The sequence below is a fragment of the Nocardia brasiliensis ATCC 700358 genome (assembly GCF_000250675.2).
In the GTDB taxonomy this organism is placed as follows: Bacteria; Actinomycetota; Actinomycetes; order Mycobacteriales; family Mycobacteriaceae; genus Nocardia; species Nocardia brasiliensis_B.
Genome location: NC_018681.1, coordinates 7727617 through 7742135, shown reverse-complemented (window position 1 = coordinate 7742135; position 14519 = coordinate 7727617). Strand labels below are relative to the sequence as shown.

The following is a 14519-nucleotide window of genomic DNA, read 5'->3' as shown; positions in this document are numbered from 1 at the left end:
GCGATTGTGCCCCGCGAGTGAGGCACAATCACGCAGAGTGGGTGTCGGCCGACACCATTCGGCCGGCGACGAGGGACTCGCGCGCCACGCAGTACCCGTAGACGCACGATCTCGTACCACGAAGGATCCCGCTCGACGCCAGGTTTACCGCCAGGAGGGACGCTGTGCCGCTTGCCGATTCACCCGTTCTGACCTCCGTGCTGCTCGCCGCCGAGCCACGGATGTCCACCCATTTCGAGGCCTCGACCACGCTGCGACTCGACGCGGACCCGGTCGACTACGCCTTGGTGGCGCTCTATTTCGTCTTCGTACTCGGCATCGGCTTACTGGCCAGACAGCGCGTCTCGTCCAGCATCGACTTCTTCCTGTCCGGGCGGTCGCTGCCCGCCTGGGTGACCGGTCTCGCGTTCATCTCCGCCAATCTCGGCGCGGTCGAGATCATGGGCATGTCGGCCAACGGCGCGCAATACGGTTTCCCGACCTTCCACTACTTCTGGATCGGCGCGGTTCCGGCCATGCTGTTCCTCGGCGTGGTGATGATGCCGTTCTACTACGGCTCCAAGGTGCGCAGCGTCCCCGAGTTCATGCGCAGGCGGTTCGGCACCGGCGCGCATCTGGTGAACGCGCTCAGCTTCGCCGTCGCCCAGGTGCTGATCGCGGGCGTCAACCTGTATCTGCTCGGCACCATCCTGAACGTGCTGCTCGGCTGGCCGCTGTGGCTGTCGGTGGTGATCGCGGCGGTGATCGTGCTGTCCTACATCACCCTCGGCGGCCTGTCCGCCGCGATCTACAACGAGGTGCTGCAGTTCTTCGTCATCGTGGCCGCGCTGCTGCCGCTCACGCTGGTCGGCCTGCACAAGGTCGGCGGCTGGGACGGGTTGCGGGACAAGGTGACCGCCTCGCCGGGTGGCGGCGCGCAGCTGGACTCGTGGCCCGGCAACGCGCTCAGCGGCTTCAGCAGCAACATCCTGTCGGTGATCGGCATCGTGTTCGGCCTCGGGTTCGTGCTCTCGTTCGGTTACTGGACCACCAACTTCGTCGAGGTGCAGCGGGCGCTGGCCACGCACTCCATCTCCGCGGCCCGGCGGACGCCGATCATCGGCGCCTATCCGAAGATGTTCATTCCGCTGATCGTGGTGATCCCCGGCATGATCAGTGCCGTGCTGGTGCCGCAGATGAGCGAATACAAGGCGGCCAAGGCGGCAGATCCGGACTTCAGTGGCGACACCACTTATAACCAGGCGCTGCTGTATCTGATGAAAGACGTGTTGCCGAACGGACTGCTCGGAGTGGGCCTGGCCGGTCTGCTCGCCGCGTTCATGGCGGGTATGGCCGCCAATATCTCCGCGTTCAATACGGTCTTCAGCTACGACCTGTGGCAGCAATATGTGCGCAAGGATCGGCCGGACGGGTACTACCTGAATATCGGACGATGGGCGACCGTCGGCGCCACCGTCGCGGCGATCTTCACCTCGTTCATCGCGTCGAGTTTCAGCAACATGATGGACTACTTGCAGACCCTGTTCAGTTTCTTCAACGCGCCGTTGTTCGCGACCTTCATCCTCGGCATGTTCTGGAAACGGATGACTCCGGCGGCGGGCTGGATGGGCCTGGTCTGCGGAACCGGTTCCGCCATCGTCGTGTTCATCTTGCACGAGACCAAGGTGTTCGAATTGTCGGGCCAGGGCGCGAGTTTCGTGGCCGCGGGCGTCGCGTTCGTGGTCGACATCGTGGTGAGCGTGCTGGTCACTCAGGTGACCAGGCCGAAACCGGTCGCCGAACTCGTCGGCCTGGTCTATTCGGAGACGCCCAAGGAGGTGCGCACCGATCCCGACGAGGCGTCGCTGCCCTGGTACCAGCGCCCGGTGCTGCTCGCGGGTATCGCCCTGGTGCTCGTCATCGTCCTCAACATCGTCGTCGGATAAGGAGCCGCAATGCTTTTCGACATCCGCACCATCGTCGGCGCCCTGCTCGGCAGTTACGGCGTCATCCTGGTCATCACCGGACTGGTGCACAACACCGCCGCCGAGCAGGCCAAGACCGGCAACGTCAACGTCAACCTCTGGGCCGGGATCGGCATGGCCGTGGTGGCCGTGCTGTTCCTCGCGTGGGCGATGCTGCGCCCGGTCGCGGTGCCCGAGCAGGCGCCCGCGGCCGAGATCGAGGAAGAACCGTCGGACACGCCGTAGCGGAAGGCCTCGCCGGACCGGGTCCGGCGAGGCTGCTCGGCGGTCGGTGACGATCTTCACAGCGGGCAGGTCAGCGGGTCTTTGCGGCGAAATACGTTTGTCGCCGGGCCGTTAGCGAACGTAACGTCTCTTCGGTTTCACACCAACGAGATGAAACGGAGTGCCATGCCATGAAACCAGTGACCGAACGCGAGATCCGATCGTCGTTCATCAACTGTTCCAAGTCCGAAGCCAAGCGGCTGCCGGTACCGCGCGAACTCGACGAGCGTCCCTGGGACGACCTCGATTTCCTCGGCTGGTCGGATCCGTCGCTGCCGGGCCGGTGCTATCTGGTCGTCCCGCAGGACGACGAGCTGATCGGCGTCGCGCTGCGCTACGAAACCGGTGGGTCCGGCCGGGCGCAGATGTGCTCGATCTGCCTGACCACGCACACCGGTAGCGGGGTTTCCCTGCTGACCGCGGCCAAGGCCGGTCCGTCCGGGCGCAACGGCAACACGATCGGCACCTACATGTGCACCGATCTGAACTGTTCGCTGTACGCGCGCGGCAAGAAGACCCCCGCGCTGGGCAACCGGTACCGGGAGAACCTGAATCCCGAGCAGAAGGTCGAGCGGCTGCTGACCAACCTGCAGGCGTTCATCGCCAGGCTCAAAGCCTGATCCCACTTGACTCAGCAATCCGATGAGAAATGGAGGTAGATGCCATGCGCCGACACTCGACGCTCGGCTCGTCGCACCCCGAGTCCCGCGATCACACCAGCCCACTCGGGGTGCACCGGGTTTCCTCTCCGGTCGAGACGGCCCGACCGCATGCGGCCGGACCGTGTCATCCGGGGAGGAAACCCGAGGCGAGCCGGTTACGCCGCGCGTAGCCGAGCCCGCAGACCGACGAGCACGTCGACGACCAGGAACGCGAGCAGACTGAGTCCGACCAGCGGGGCGAACCAGCCGACCACTACCGCGACCAGGACCAGCGGCACGGCCAGCCACGGCGAGGACCGCCGCAGTGCGCCGCGCTTCGGGGCCCGGCCCAGCGGAATCCGCCCGGCGCCGCCGCGGGTCGGTCGTCTGCGCCACCACATGAGGTAGCCGCGCACCAGCACGGTGATCAGCCCGATCATCGCCGCGAGCAGCAGCAACTGGTTGAGCAGACCGAACAGCAGACCCATGTGGAACTGAATGCCCCAGTTGGTGAGCTTGGCCATCAGCGGCCAATCGGCGTACGCGAGCCGATCGGTGACCGCGCCGGTGGCGCCGTCTACAGCGACCGCGTCCACGGTGTACGTGCCCGGCATCCGCCGTTCCTTCACCGCGAACGCCTGGGTGGGCTCGGCCGGGATGCTGATCTCGACGGCCTGGGTGAGGCCGTTGGCGCGCGCCGTCCGGTAGACCTGATCGAGCTGGACGATCCGATCGGACACATTCGCGGGCGCGGGCGCGGCCGTATGTCCGGCGTGGTGATCGCCTCCCGAATCATGCGCGGGCGCAACGGCTCCCGGCAGTGTGGTGGTGACCGAGGGCGTGGTCCAGCTGAGCTGCTGGCGAATTTCGGTGATGTTCTCGCCCGCATAGGTCGACCAGGTCATGCCCGTAGCCGAGAGCAGGAGAATGAGCGGCAGCACCCACATACCGACCGAGCCGTGCCAGTTCACGGTGCGGCCGCGGCCCTGCTGCGACCGGTCCGGCGCGAACAGCCAGCGCGCCGAATTCCGTTGCCTGCGTGCGCGTACCCGCCGCAGCCACACGACCAGACCGGCCAGCGCGATCACCCACAGCCACGACGCGGCCAGCTCGCTGTAGAGCCGGCCGGGTTCGCCGAGGTGCAGATCACGGTGCAGGCGGTCGATCCAGGTGCGCAGCGGGAGTGCGCCGGAACTGCCGTAGACGACCGAATCACCCACGGGCTGAGCGGTATACGGGTTGACGAACACCGCGCGCCGCTCCGACGCGCCCAGGGTGGGATCGGCGAACAGCACCCGGGTGGTGTCCTCGGCGCCCGCCGCAGGGGAGACCGCGTTCAGCGTGAGGTTCGGCTGGGTCGCGACGGCGGCCCCGACCTGTTCGGACAGCGGTTTGGGTGCGCCACCGGTGGACTCCACGGTCAGCAGGTCACGCGACACGATCGATTCCAGGGTCGGTGAGATCGCGTAGAGCGCGCCGGTAACCGCGGCGATGAGGATGAACGGTGCGACGAAGACGCCGGCGTAGAAGTGCAGTCGCATCGCGAGTGCGTGCAGCCCGTTGCGGGCCGCGGGCCGGGGCCGGCCGGGCCGGGCCGGCGTGGAATCGGGTACGGCCGCCGGTGCTCCGGTGTCCGTCGTTATTTCTGTTGTGCTCACGATTTTTCGATTCTGAAGTTCGGGTAACCCGGGTTCTGGCGGTGCGGTCGGCAGGGGTGCCGCACGCAGCCGGAATGCCGGGTCGACAGAGACATAGCGCTGTCCGGGCACGGCCACGGAAAGCAGAGCTGGTCGCGGAGATACGGCGAGCGGATGCTGCTACACGCCGATGGGGCGTCGACGGTGTGCCTGGACACACGTGTACACGCGACCGGTCGGTCGGCGTGACGAAATGATCAGTGGGCGACGGCGACCGGCGGGGCGCGGGTGCGCAGCGATTCGGCGGCGAAGACGCGCAGGATGACTCGGTCGCGGTGGGTGGTGCGCAGCGGCGCGGGTTCCGGCAAGAACGGCAGTACCCGGCGGGACGGCAGCACCCGGCGCAGCACCGCGGTGCCGGCCCGATAGGCGGTTTCCGCGCCGCGGATCACGGCGGCCGCGGCGACGGCCGCGAGTACGTGGGCGGTGAGCATGGCCGGGGTCAGCTGGGCATCGCCGTGATGCAGATGCCCCGAACCCAGACCCATCGTCACGTGGCCGAGCAACTGTCCGGCGACCAGGGCGGCCACCAGACCGGTCGCGGTGTCGCGCAGCGGCGCGAGTCCGGCGACCAGCGCTCCGATCAGTGCGGCGGTGCCGGCGAGCAGAGTGAGGGTGCTACCGCTCGGCGCCATGCCGCCGGACGCCCAGCCATGTGCCGCAACGGAAATGGTGCCCGAGATCGCGCCGGCCGAAGCGCCGCGCACCCGCGCGACGGCGCTGCGTTGTCCCGCAGCAGCCCGGTCGAACTCGTTGTTCACTCGCTGATAGTAGCCGACGGATTGCACGGTTTTCCCCGCCGGACAACCGGGGAAGCAACTGTGGACCGGCCGTCGGCTACCTGCTCAGCTCGCGTCTACGTCCATCTCGATGAGCGGTTTGCGCAGCAGTTTGCCGGTGGCGTTGCGCGGGAGTTCGTCGAGGAAGATCACCTCGCGGGGGACCTTGTAGCGGGCCAGGTTCGCCTTGACGAAGTCCTTGATCTCCTGCGCGTCCCGCTTGGAGTCGGGGCCGGGCACGACGAACGCGCGCAGGCGCTTGCCGAACTCGCGATCGTCGACGCCCACCACGGCGGCCTCGAAGATGTCCTCGCGTCCGGCGATCAGGTTCTCCACCTCGAGCGGGAAGACGTTCTCGCCGCCGGAGACGATCATGTCGTCGTCGCGGCCGTCGATGTAGAGCAGCCCGTCGGCGTCGAAATGCCCGACGTCGCCGCTGGACATCATGCCGTCGACGACCTCCTTGGTGCGGCCGTCGGTGTAACCGGTGAACGCGAAACCGTTGTCGACGAAAATGGTGCCGGTGACATTCGGCTTCGTGATCGGCTTGCGGTTCTCGTCCAGCAGCACGATCTTGATCCCGACCGGGGCTTTGCCCGCGGTGGTCGGCGCTTTGCGTAGATCCTCCGGCGTCGCCACGGTCATCACCGCGCACTCGGTGGAGCCGTACAGGTTGTAGAGGGTGTCGCCGAAGTAGTCCAGCGTCCGGGTCACCACGTCGGGCGCGATGGCCGAGCCCGCCGCGAAGATCACCTTGATGGTGCGCGGGTCGTACTTGGCCAGCACCTCCTCGTCGAGATCGAGGATGCGCTGCAACATGGTCGGCACGACCACCAGCGAGTCGGCGCGGTACTTCACGATGTTCTTCAGCGTCAGCTCCGGATCGAACCGGCGCTGCTGGAAGACCACCCGGTTGCCGAGCGCGACACCGAGGGTGAACTGGGACAGCCCGGTGCCGTGGAAGATCGGCGCGGCCATGATCATGGTGCCGTTGTGCGGCAACGGCACCCGGTCGACGAACTGGGCCGAGGCGAACGGGCTCACCCGGTCCCGCGGCGCGCCCTTCGGCGTACCGGTGGTGCCGCTGGTCAGGATGACCATGCCGCCCGGCTTCGCGGGCGCGGGCAGCGGTGCGGTGGATTCGCCCGCGATGAGCGAGGCGATGGTCGGGATCGATGGATCGGCGTTGTCCTTGGCGTCGACCCAGGTGAGGATCCGCGGGATGTCGGCGGGAATCGCGCTCATCAGGTCCAGGAACTCGCTGTCGTGCAGCACCGCCTTCACCTTTTCGCGCTCGGCGACATCGGCGAACTGCGGCTTGGCGAACCCGGTGTTCATCAGCACCGTGCGCACGCCGAGCTTGCCCGCGGCGAGCAGGCTCAGCACCATGCCGCGGTGATCGCGCGCCAGTACCGCCACCACGTCGCCCGGCCGCACACCCTGCGTCGCCAGGCCGCGGGCCAGCGCGTTCGACTGCTCGTTCAGTTCGCCGAAGGTCAGCTCACCCGCCTCGTCGACGATCGCCCCCGCGTTGGGCCGGGTCTGCGCGGCATGCATGGCGACGCCGGCGAACGGGCCGAGTTTCGTCACGTTGATCGCCGAGCGCACGGCCTGGTCGAGCCGGAGCGGATTGAACAGATGCCGCTTGACCATGACATTCACGCCGAGAGCGAGTGTTCCGGCCTTGCGGGCAGTGCCGCTCAACGCGGGGAAGGAGACAACCATCGACAACAACCTTCCGGCGGTCCCACCCGGGGAGCCGATGGGTGGTGCGGACCGCGACTACGGGATCCAGTGCTGCCGCTAACAATAGCAACCATCTGTAACCGGATGTGTCACGTATCTCAACAGCTCCTACCGGTGGGTAACCAGCCGATGACCGTCAGGCGGTGGTGTCGTACTCCACCAGCACCCGCCGCAGCAGTTTGCCGGTCGGATTGCGCGGCAGGTCGTCGAGGAACACCACCTCGCGCGGCACCTTGTAGCGGGCCAGGTTGTTCTTGACGTAGGCCTTGATCTCCTCGCCGTCCGGGTTCTGGCCCGGCTCGGGAACCACGAAGGCGCGCAACCGCTTTCCGAATTCGGCGTCGTCCACGCCGACCACCGCCGCGTCGAAGATGTCCGGCCGCTCCAGCAGCAGGTTCTCCACCTCCTGCGGGAAGACGTTCTCGCCGCCGGAGACGATCATGTCGTCGTCGCGGCCGTCCACCATCAGCAGGCCGTGCTCGTCGAAGTGGCCGACGTCACCGCTGGACATGAAGCCGTCGATGATCTGCTTGTTGCGGCCGTCGGTGTAGCCCTCGAACGGCGTCCCGCTGCGGATGAAGATGCGCGCGGTCGTGCCGATCGCGGTGACCGGCTTGTCGTTGTCGTCGAACAGGCGCACCTCGCAGGTGACCGGCGCGCGGCCGACCGTGCCGGGCGCGATGGCCAGGTCTTCCGGGTTCGCGATGGCCGCCACCGAGCATTCGGTCGAGCCGTACAGGTTGTACAGGACCGGCCCGAACGCCTGGGTGGCCTTCATGGTGAGCTCCGGCGACAGCGCCGAGCCCGCGAGCAGGATGACCTTCAGCGACGAGGTGTCGTACTTGGCGCGGATGGCCGGATCCAGCTCCGTCATCCGGTGCAGCATGGTCGGCACCGCGACGAGCATCTCCGCCTTGTGATCGGCGATCAACTTCAGGGTCGCCTCGGCGTCGAAGCGGCGGCGCACCACGATCTTGTTGCCCATCGCCATGCCGACCAGCCAGGTGCCGAACCCGGTGCTGTGGAAGATCGGCGACACGATCACCTGCGCGCCCCGGTACGGGAACGGGACGCGGTCGAGGAACTGCGCGGTGGCCAGCGGCGACACCTTGGCGCGGGTGGCGCCCTTCGGCAGGCCGGTGGTGCCGCTGGTGAGAATGATGAAACCGCCCGGCTTGCTCGGCGGGGCCAGCTCCTCGCTGGAGTTCGCCGCGACCAGGTCATCGAGAGTCTGTGCGCCCGTGGGCAATTCGGTATCTTCGTCGACCCACGTGAGATAGCGCGGCAGGTCGGCGGGCAGTGCGTCGAGCAGGCCGAGGAACTCGCTGTCGTGCAGCATCGCCTTGACCTGCTCGCGCTGGCACACCTCGGCGAACTGCGGCTTGGCGAACCCGGTGTTCATCAGCGCCACCCGCACGCCGGCCTTGCTCGCGGCAACCATGGACAGGATCAGGCCGCGATGGTCGCGGGCCAGCACCCCGACGACGGTGCCCTCGGTGAGCCCCGCCGCGTGCAGGCCGCGCGCGATCGCGGTCGACTGCTTGTCGATCTGGCCGTAGGTCAGTTCACCCTTCTCGTCGGCCAGTGCGAGGGAGTCCGGCGCGATGCGCGCGGCGTGGCGGATCAGCGTGGCCTGCGGCCCGTAGATCTGCGATTCCTTCATCGTCCGAAGCGTTTCCAGCGGTTTGCGCGGATCGGAGACCCCGCGCTTCCGCAGCACTCCCAACGCCTTCACGACCTCGAGCGCGTGCGCCACCTTCATGTCGAAACACCTCCACAGAACCTCGCGTCGGCACTCGACCTAGCGAACTGGTACGGCCACTTTTGGCATACCGTAGCAGTGCTCAGTGTGCGGGGTCACAGACTGAACCGGATTAATCGGACATGGTCGCCGTGTCGGGGTCCGGCCCGCGGGATTTCAGGGATTTCGTGGGAGGAATTTCGGTAACCGGCGTGTCGCCAGACCGCCGGACCGGCGGTTATTTGACATGGTCAGCCGCTGCGCGTTCGATGCACGCAAGGGGTAGTCGAACACCAGAATGGAGGCTGATTCAACGATGATCATCAGGCTTGTTCGCTCGACTTCGGTACCGGCGCCGGATTGCACCTGCGGTCCGAGCTGCCAATGTGGCTGCCAATCCGGCGGCGCCTGCTCGTGCGGTGACCAGTGCGGCTGATCCGCACCCTCGTCGTGGTCGTCTTCGCGCTCTGCGCCGGTCAGCTCGGCGACCTGAGTTAGGTTCAGCGCCGCGCGCTGGCCAGTGCGATCAGCAACGGCACCACCCGGCCCGCGGGCACTTCGAAACGCCCGCGGCCGGCGGTGTGCAGCCAGCCGACGGCGGCCAGCTGCCGCAGATGGTGATAGACCTGGCCCGAGGTGCCGACCCCCTCGAGTCCGACCAGTTCGGCGGCGGTCCTGCGGCCGCCCATGATCTCCCGCAGCAGCCGCAACCGCACCGGGTTGCCCAGCGCGGCAAGGCATTCCGCGGTCTCGGCCCAGTCGTCCTCGATCAGGTCGCCGGTGGTGAACGTGGCCTGCCAGCTGTACTGCTCGTCGGTCGGCAGTCGCAGCGAACCCGCGAACAGCACGCCGCCGTTCGGCTCGTCGGTCGCGGCGAACTCCTCGTGCAGGCGGGTGGCCGCCCAGCGGTCCGACGACGCTTCGTGCCCGTTCCCGTTCGCGAAGGGCAGCAGCCCGTCGAGCCGCCGTTCGAGTTCCGCGACCCGCTCTTCCAGACTCACGCCACAAAAGCTACGGAACTACGTAGTTCCGAACAAGAGGTCATTCGAGTGCACGACGGCCGCCGCGGGCTGCCCCGCGACGGCCGTCAAACCGGTCGCTCAGTTGTAAACCGCGCCGAACGACGGCACCGAGATCGTGCCCAGTTGGTACTGATACCCGTCCGGGTTCGCGTCGCTCACCGGAACCGACCAGCGGTGCCACAGGCTGCCGTACACCGCGGCGACGATCATGCCCGCGCCGGTGTCCAAGGCCCGGGACCGAATGGTGGTGTCCACCGGGACGTCGTTGTGCTCGTTCAGCACCTCGGTGCCGCTGCGCCCGTTGGACAGATTGATCCACAGCACCTCGAGTTTCGCGCCACCCTGATTCGGCGCGATGGTGCCGGGTCCGCCGAAGAACCCGAACCGGAACCCGTCGAGCCCGAGTGCGATACCCGACCCATAGACGCCGGGACCGTCACCACGGCCGATATCCGACTGGGCCGGAATCTGGAACGGTTGCGCAGGCAACGCCACCTGTCCGGCCTTGTTCAGCTGCCCCGAAGCGAGCAGCCGATCCACCGCCTGCTCGGCCTGCGCGTTGCCCGCGGCCGCCGCGCGCAACTGCTGCGCGGCCGTGCCCCAATCGACGGTGCTCGGCGCCGCACCGGCACTGCCGGCGAAAACGCCCGCGGCCACCGCCGTTGTGGCGAAAACAGTCGCGAGGCGACGGATCACACTCGGTCGTTCCATATGCAGTTTCTCCTTGAGGTCTCTGGTACAGCTCGAGAGAAAACATTCGCTCAATTGTCGATCAAGAAACACCGGCCGTTACGCAACCACCCCTGACCGAACCGCTCCACTATCCAACTCGCATGCCTCTTCTGCCGCCGCGACATTCCGGAACATTCCAACTGGAACCCAACAATCCCGACATTCAGGGCGAATTCCGCCTCAACCGCAACCGCCGAATCTGAAACGAGCGCAATCGTGCGGCCTGCGAAAGCTGTTGGTGGGGTTCACAGAGCATGCATACGGTTCACAGGGGGTGTAGGGCCTGTGAACGGTACGAATGGTCTGTGGAACTCCCCGGGGTGCAACGCCGCTCACGATTCGTATGCCTATTCGCCGATGCCCCCAGGTCTGAAGTAGGTGCCGACGTCGAACGCGGGATATGCGTTCCGTTCTGGAACCGAAAAGTGTGGCATAACTGGAACCTGGAGCGGAAGGTCGCTTTTCGGTGTCGAAAGTGCCGGTGTTCCAACGATTCTGGTCGGCAGGTTCGCGTAGGGTGAGGCCACCTCATTCCGAGGGGCGATGGACATGGTCCGACATCGCGCCCAGGAAGGAGGTGGTGGGGAATGGCGAAACATCGCCGCAAAAAGAGCAAGGCCCCGGTCGATTACGGCATCTGCGTAACGGCCGCTGTCGCAATCGCCGGGGCGCTCATCCTGGTCCGCCGAGTGTGGACTAGGTAAACCACCAGGTGGGGCCGCTGTTAGCGCAGCGGCTCTCCCGCTCGGCATCACTCGCGTGACAACCGCAACTGTACACCCCAACGCCTGTACATTTGCGGCGAAATTCGACGACACCGGTGCTGAGCATGGTTAGCACTTGGCGTCGCGACCGGGAGCCGTCAGCTGCCGGATTCGGTGACGGTAATTCTTGCGAGGCTCACGCCACTCGCGGTTCGTAGCAGTTCTACCTCGTAGCGGTTTCCGGTGCGGGCATCCAGGACCACAGTGGACCGTAAAGTCACGAGATCGGACGTGATACTCACGGGGGTGAGCACGCTGTCGGGCTCGAGTCGATACCGTTCGCGCACAAGCCGAATCGCCTCGCGCCTGGCCGAGTCGTCGGTGATCGCCAACGGCTCGTCGGTCTCGCGGCCGCCCCACAGGCTCGGCAGTCGCTTTCCGATTCCTTTGACCCCGTCCCATGCGGCGCCACCGGCTATCCCGGCGGCGATCACGGAACCTACCGTCGGGGCCATCTCCACGACGAAGGACCACACCATCGCCGAACTGCCCCAAGAGTATTGGTACCGCCGCTCGTCCAAGACGAATTGGTCCTGCTTGGGGAACTGGCTTTCGATGAACGCTCGCACCTCGGTCTGGTCGACGCTTCGGCCACCGAAGGTGAGCGTCCAGTCGTCACTGGGCGGATCGCCGAGCTGGTCATGAATCCGAAGGTTGATCCGGACCTGATCGGGTGTTCCTGCACAGCACCAGTATGCCAATCCGCCGGTGTTCGCGAGCGCGCCCGCCGGTCTGAAACACAGCGCCTGCGTTCCATCACGAGATAGCTCGGGGTTCACGGAGCTTTTATACGGTTCACAGGGAGTGTAGGGCGTGTGAACCGTATGAATGATCTGTGAACCCCTCCGGGACACAACGGGATGTGGTCCGTTTGGCCCGAAAACGATGGCACAACTGGAACCTCGCGCGGAAAGTCGCTTTTCGGTGTCGAAAGTGCCGGTGTTCCAACGATTCTGGTCGGCAGGTTCGCGTAGGGTGAGGCCACCTCATTCCGAGGGGCGATGGACATGGTCCGACATCGCGCCCAGGAAGGAGGTGGTGGGGGATGGCGAAACATCGCCGCAAAAAGCAAGAGGCTCCGGTCAACTACGGCATGGTGCTGGTCGTTGCTGCCGTAACCGCCGGAGCGCTCGTGCTGGTCCGCTGGCTGCGGGCTAGATGATAACCCACCTGGTGGGGCGTCGGCTGCAACCGGCGTCCCATCCCCCAGCATCACTCGCGTGACAACAGCAACTGTACACGCCCGGGTATGTGGTGTTGCGGCGAAATTCGATGAATTCCACTGCCCGTGGCATCGGGTATTTCGGTATTCAGGTGATGAGGCTGATCAAGAACCGGGTGAGGACCGCGGTCAGATCGGCGAGGGGCGGGCGGGGGTCGGTGGTGCTCCACCGATGCACCAGTGCCATCAGCGCGCCGATGAAACCGGTTGCGGCGGTGGCATATCCGCCGGGTGGGGCGAAGTCGGGTCCGCAAGCGTTGCGCAGTTCGGCCTCGAAGAACTGCATCCAGATGGCGCGCTGTTCGATCCGGTGCTGTTCGACCCGGTCGCTGACGCCGATCACCTCGACGAACGAGATGGCGGCGCGGCGCGGATCGCTGCCGACCGACTCGGCGAACGCGGTCACGGCGGCGGTGGCGCGGGCGGTGGCGTCACCGGGTGCGGCGGCGGCCGCGGTCAGCACGGCTTCGCGCGCATCGGCCTGGATCAGGTCGTAGACGGCCAGCAACAGGTCTTCGCGATTGTCGAACAGCTCATAGAACTGGGCGCGAGCCAAACCCGCGGCGCGGCACACACTGGTGATGGAACTGTTCCGATAGCCCGATTCGCCGAAGACGGTGAGTCCGGCGTCGAGGAACTGCCGACGCCGGTCTACCCGCCGGTCCTGCACCGGCCGGCCGCCGTAGGTTCGGGTCGTCGTGGTCACGCCACCACGATATCGGTGCCGGCTCAGCCTGTTCGGCAACAGCCGGGGTCACTGCAGCTGGTCGGCGGCGGCGTTGCGTTCCACTGCCATGAAAGCCCCGTCGCGCGGCAGACTCCACTGCGGGCCGACGAACACCGAGTCTGCGCGATCGTCGGTGCCTGCGAGATGTTCGAGCCACGCCATCGACAGTCCAGCGACCGGATTGTTCGGCAGGTCGTCGTTGACCGTGAAATGGGTGCCGTTGACGGCGGCGGCGATATAGGCGGGCGCCCGGAACTGGGTTCGGTAGTCGATCAGCCTGGGCCACAGTGCGTCCGGGGTGATCACGTCGAGGTTGCCGGTGATGCTCAGCATCGGAACTCCGACGAAAAGCCCTGTCGGAGCTTGAATTCCGGTACCGACACTCAACGCACCGATGATCCGCAGCCGCGGGTCGAGCAGCTGCGCGTGGTCGGGAAGGTAACTCGCGCCCCAGAAGGTCGCACCCGCACCGCCGGAGTGTCCGCCGAGGATGGTGCGGGTGAAGTCGACCTTGCCGTGCAGCGGTGAGTCCGGCCGCGCCTCCTCGCGCAGCAGCGCCTGGATACCCCACAGATCGTCGGTGGGAAAGGAGTTGATGAAGTTGTACGGCATGGCGACCACGAAACCGCGACTGGCCCACAGCCGGGCGATCTGGTCGTATTGCCCTGCGTCACCGTCGAGTCCGGGCAACCACACCAGTACCGGTGCGGCGGACTGGTCCGGCAGGTCGGTGGGCCAGTAGTACAGCATCCCGATGGGCGAATCGAGGCCGTGCGGGAACGCCGTGGTGCACTGCATCTTGTCGCCATCGCGGCCGCCCATGATCCAGAACCCGAGGCGCTGGATGCTGCCGTACAGGTCATCACACGGATGCAACTGCTGCGATACCGCTACCGTGTGCGGTCCGAGCTGCGCGAACGTCCGATGGATATCCCCCTGCACCGTCTTGGGCCACACTCCGCCCGGCCCACCGGAGACCGGCGGCAGATTCGGATCGCCGGGCTCGGCCCCGGCGGCCCCGACGCCGGGCAACAGCATCGCAGCGACGAAAACCAAAGCGGTAAGCGCAGATCGGTACACCATTGTCTCCCGACATCAATTGCCAGACGCCATCGTCTAACATATGCCGCAGCAGCATACGCGAGGTGTGACCCACATCGCAATGGCGAACTCGCGGTCGGAATCCTGGCGACCCGGACAGCAAATCGGCGTCGGCCCAG

At 66.4% G+C, this 14519-nt stretch carries 12 protein-coding genes; 3 read left to right on the top strand and 9 right to left on the bottom strand.

Going from position 1 to position 14519, the window contains the following annotated elements:
• Window positions 1–221 precede the first annotated feature (221 nt).
• The 3 genes from O3I_RS34440 to O3I_RS34430 all read left to right on the top strand — a co-directional run bounded on the left by O3I_RS34440 (window position 222) and on the right by O3I_RS34430 (window position 2848).
• Window positions 222–1925: a sodium:solute symporter family protein gene (locus O3I_RS34440; protein WP_041564726.1), complete on the top strand. Its 1704-nt coding sequence runs from the start codon at window positions 222–224 to the stop codon at window positions 1923–1925.
• Window positions 1926–1934: 9 nt separating this feature from the next.
• Entirely contained in the window at window positions 1935–2189 is a 255-nt protein-coding gene (locus tag O3I_RS34435) for a hypothetical protein (protein ID WP_014987656.1), read from the top strand.
• A 170-nt stretch (window positions 2190–2359) separates the two neighbouring features.
• Window positions 2360–2848 carry an FBP domain-containing protein gene (locus O3I_RS34430; RefSeq protein WP_014987655.1) on the top strand — a complete coding sequence of 163 codons (489 nt, stop codon included), beginning with the start codon at window positions 2360–2362 and terminating at the stop codon, window positions 2846–2848.
• Window positions 2849–3045: 197 nt separating this feature from the next.
• Here O3I_RS34430 and O3I_RS34425 read toward each other — a convergent pair whose 3' ends face one another.
• The 9 genes from O3I_RS34425 to O3I_RS34385 form a co-directional block, all read right to left on the bottom strand.
• Complete coding sequence (locus O3I_RS34425; RefSeq protein WP_014987654.1) at window positions 3046–4527, bottom strand: PepSY-associated TM helix domain-containing protein; 1482 nt, start codon at window positions 4525–4527, stop codon at window positions 3046–3048.
• Between the two features lie 236 nt (window positions 4528–4763).
• The gene (locus tag O3I_RS34420; RefSeq protein ID WP_141691872.1) at window positions 4764–5327 is read right to left on the bottom strand and encodes a hypothetical protein; all 564 of its coding nucleotides are present in this window, start codon (window positions 5325–5327) and stop codon (window positions 4764–4766) included.
• An 84-nt stretch (window positions 5328–5411) separates the two neighbouring features.
• Window positions 5412–7070 carry an acyl-CoA synthetase gene (locus O3I_RS34415; RefSeq protein WP_014987652.1) on the bottom strand — a complete coding sequence of 553 codons (1659 nt, stop codon included), beginning with the start codon at window positions 7068–7070 and terminating at the stop codon, window positions 5412–5414.
• A gap of 157 nt (window positions 7071–7227) precedes the next feature.
• The gene (locus tag O3I_RS34410; protein WP_014987651.1) at window positions 7228–8853 is read right to left on the bottom strand and encodes an acyl-CoA synthetase; all 1626 of its coding nucleotides are present in this window, start codon (window positions 8851–8853) and stop codon (window positions 7228–7230) included.
• 479 nt (window positions 8854–9332) lie between these two features.
• Window positions 9333–9833: an ArsR/SmtB family transcription factor gene (locus O3I_RS34405; RefSeq protein ID WP_014987650.1), complete on the bottom strand. Its 501-nt coding sequence runs from the start codon at window positions 9831–9833 to the stop codon at window positions 9333–9335.
• A gap of 99 nt (window positions 9834–9932) precedes the next feature.
• Window positions 9933–10565, bottom strand: coding sequence for a hypothetical protein (locus tag O3I_RS34400; RefSeq protein WP_014987649.1), 633 nt, complete (start codon window positions 10563–10565; stop codon window positions 9933–9935).
• Window positions 10566–11448: 883 nt separating this feature from the next.
• Entirely contained in the window at window positions 11449–12204 is a 756-nt protein-coding gene (locus tag O3I_RS34395; RefSeq protein WP_148282715.1) for a hypothetical protein, read from the bottom strand.
• Between the two features lie 456 nt (window positions 12205–12660).
• Complete coding sequence (locus tag O3I_RS34390) at window positions 12661–13278, bottom strand: TetR/AcrR family transcriptional regulator (RefSeq protein WP_014987647.1); 618 nt, start codon at window positions 13276–13278, stop codon at window positions 12661–12663.
• A gap of 48 nt (window positions 13279–13326) precedes the next feature.
• Window positions 13327–14355, bottom strand: coding sequence for an alpha/beta hydrolase (locus O3I_RS34385; RefSeq protein WP_237748184.1), 1029 nt, complete (start codon window positions 14353–14355; stop codon window positions 13327–13329).
• Between the last annotated feature and the right edge of the window lie 164 nt (window positions 14356–14519).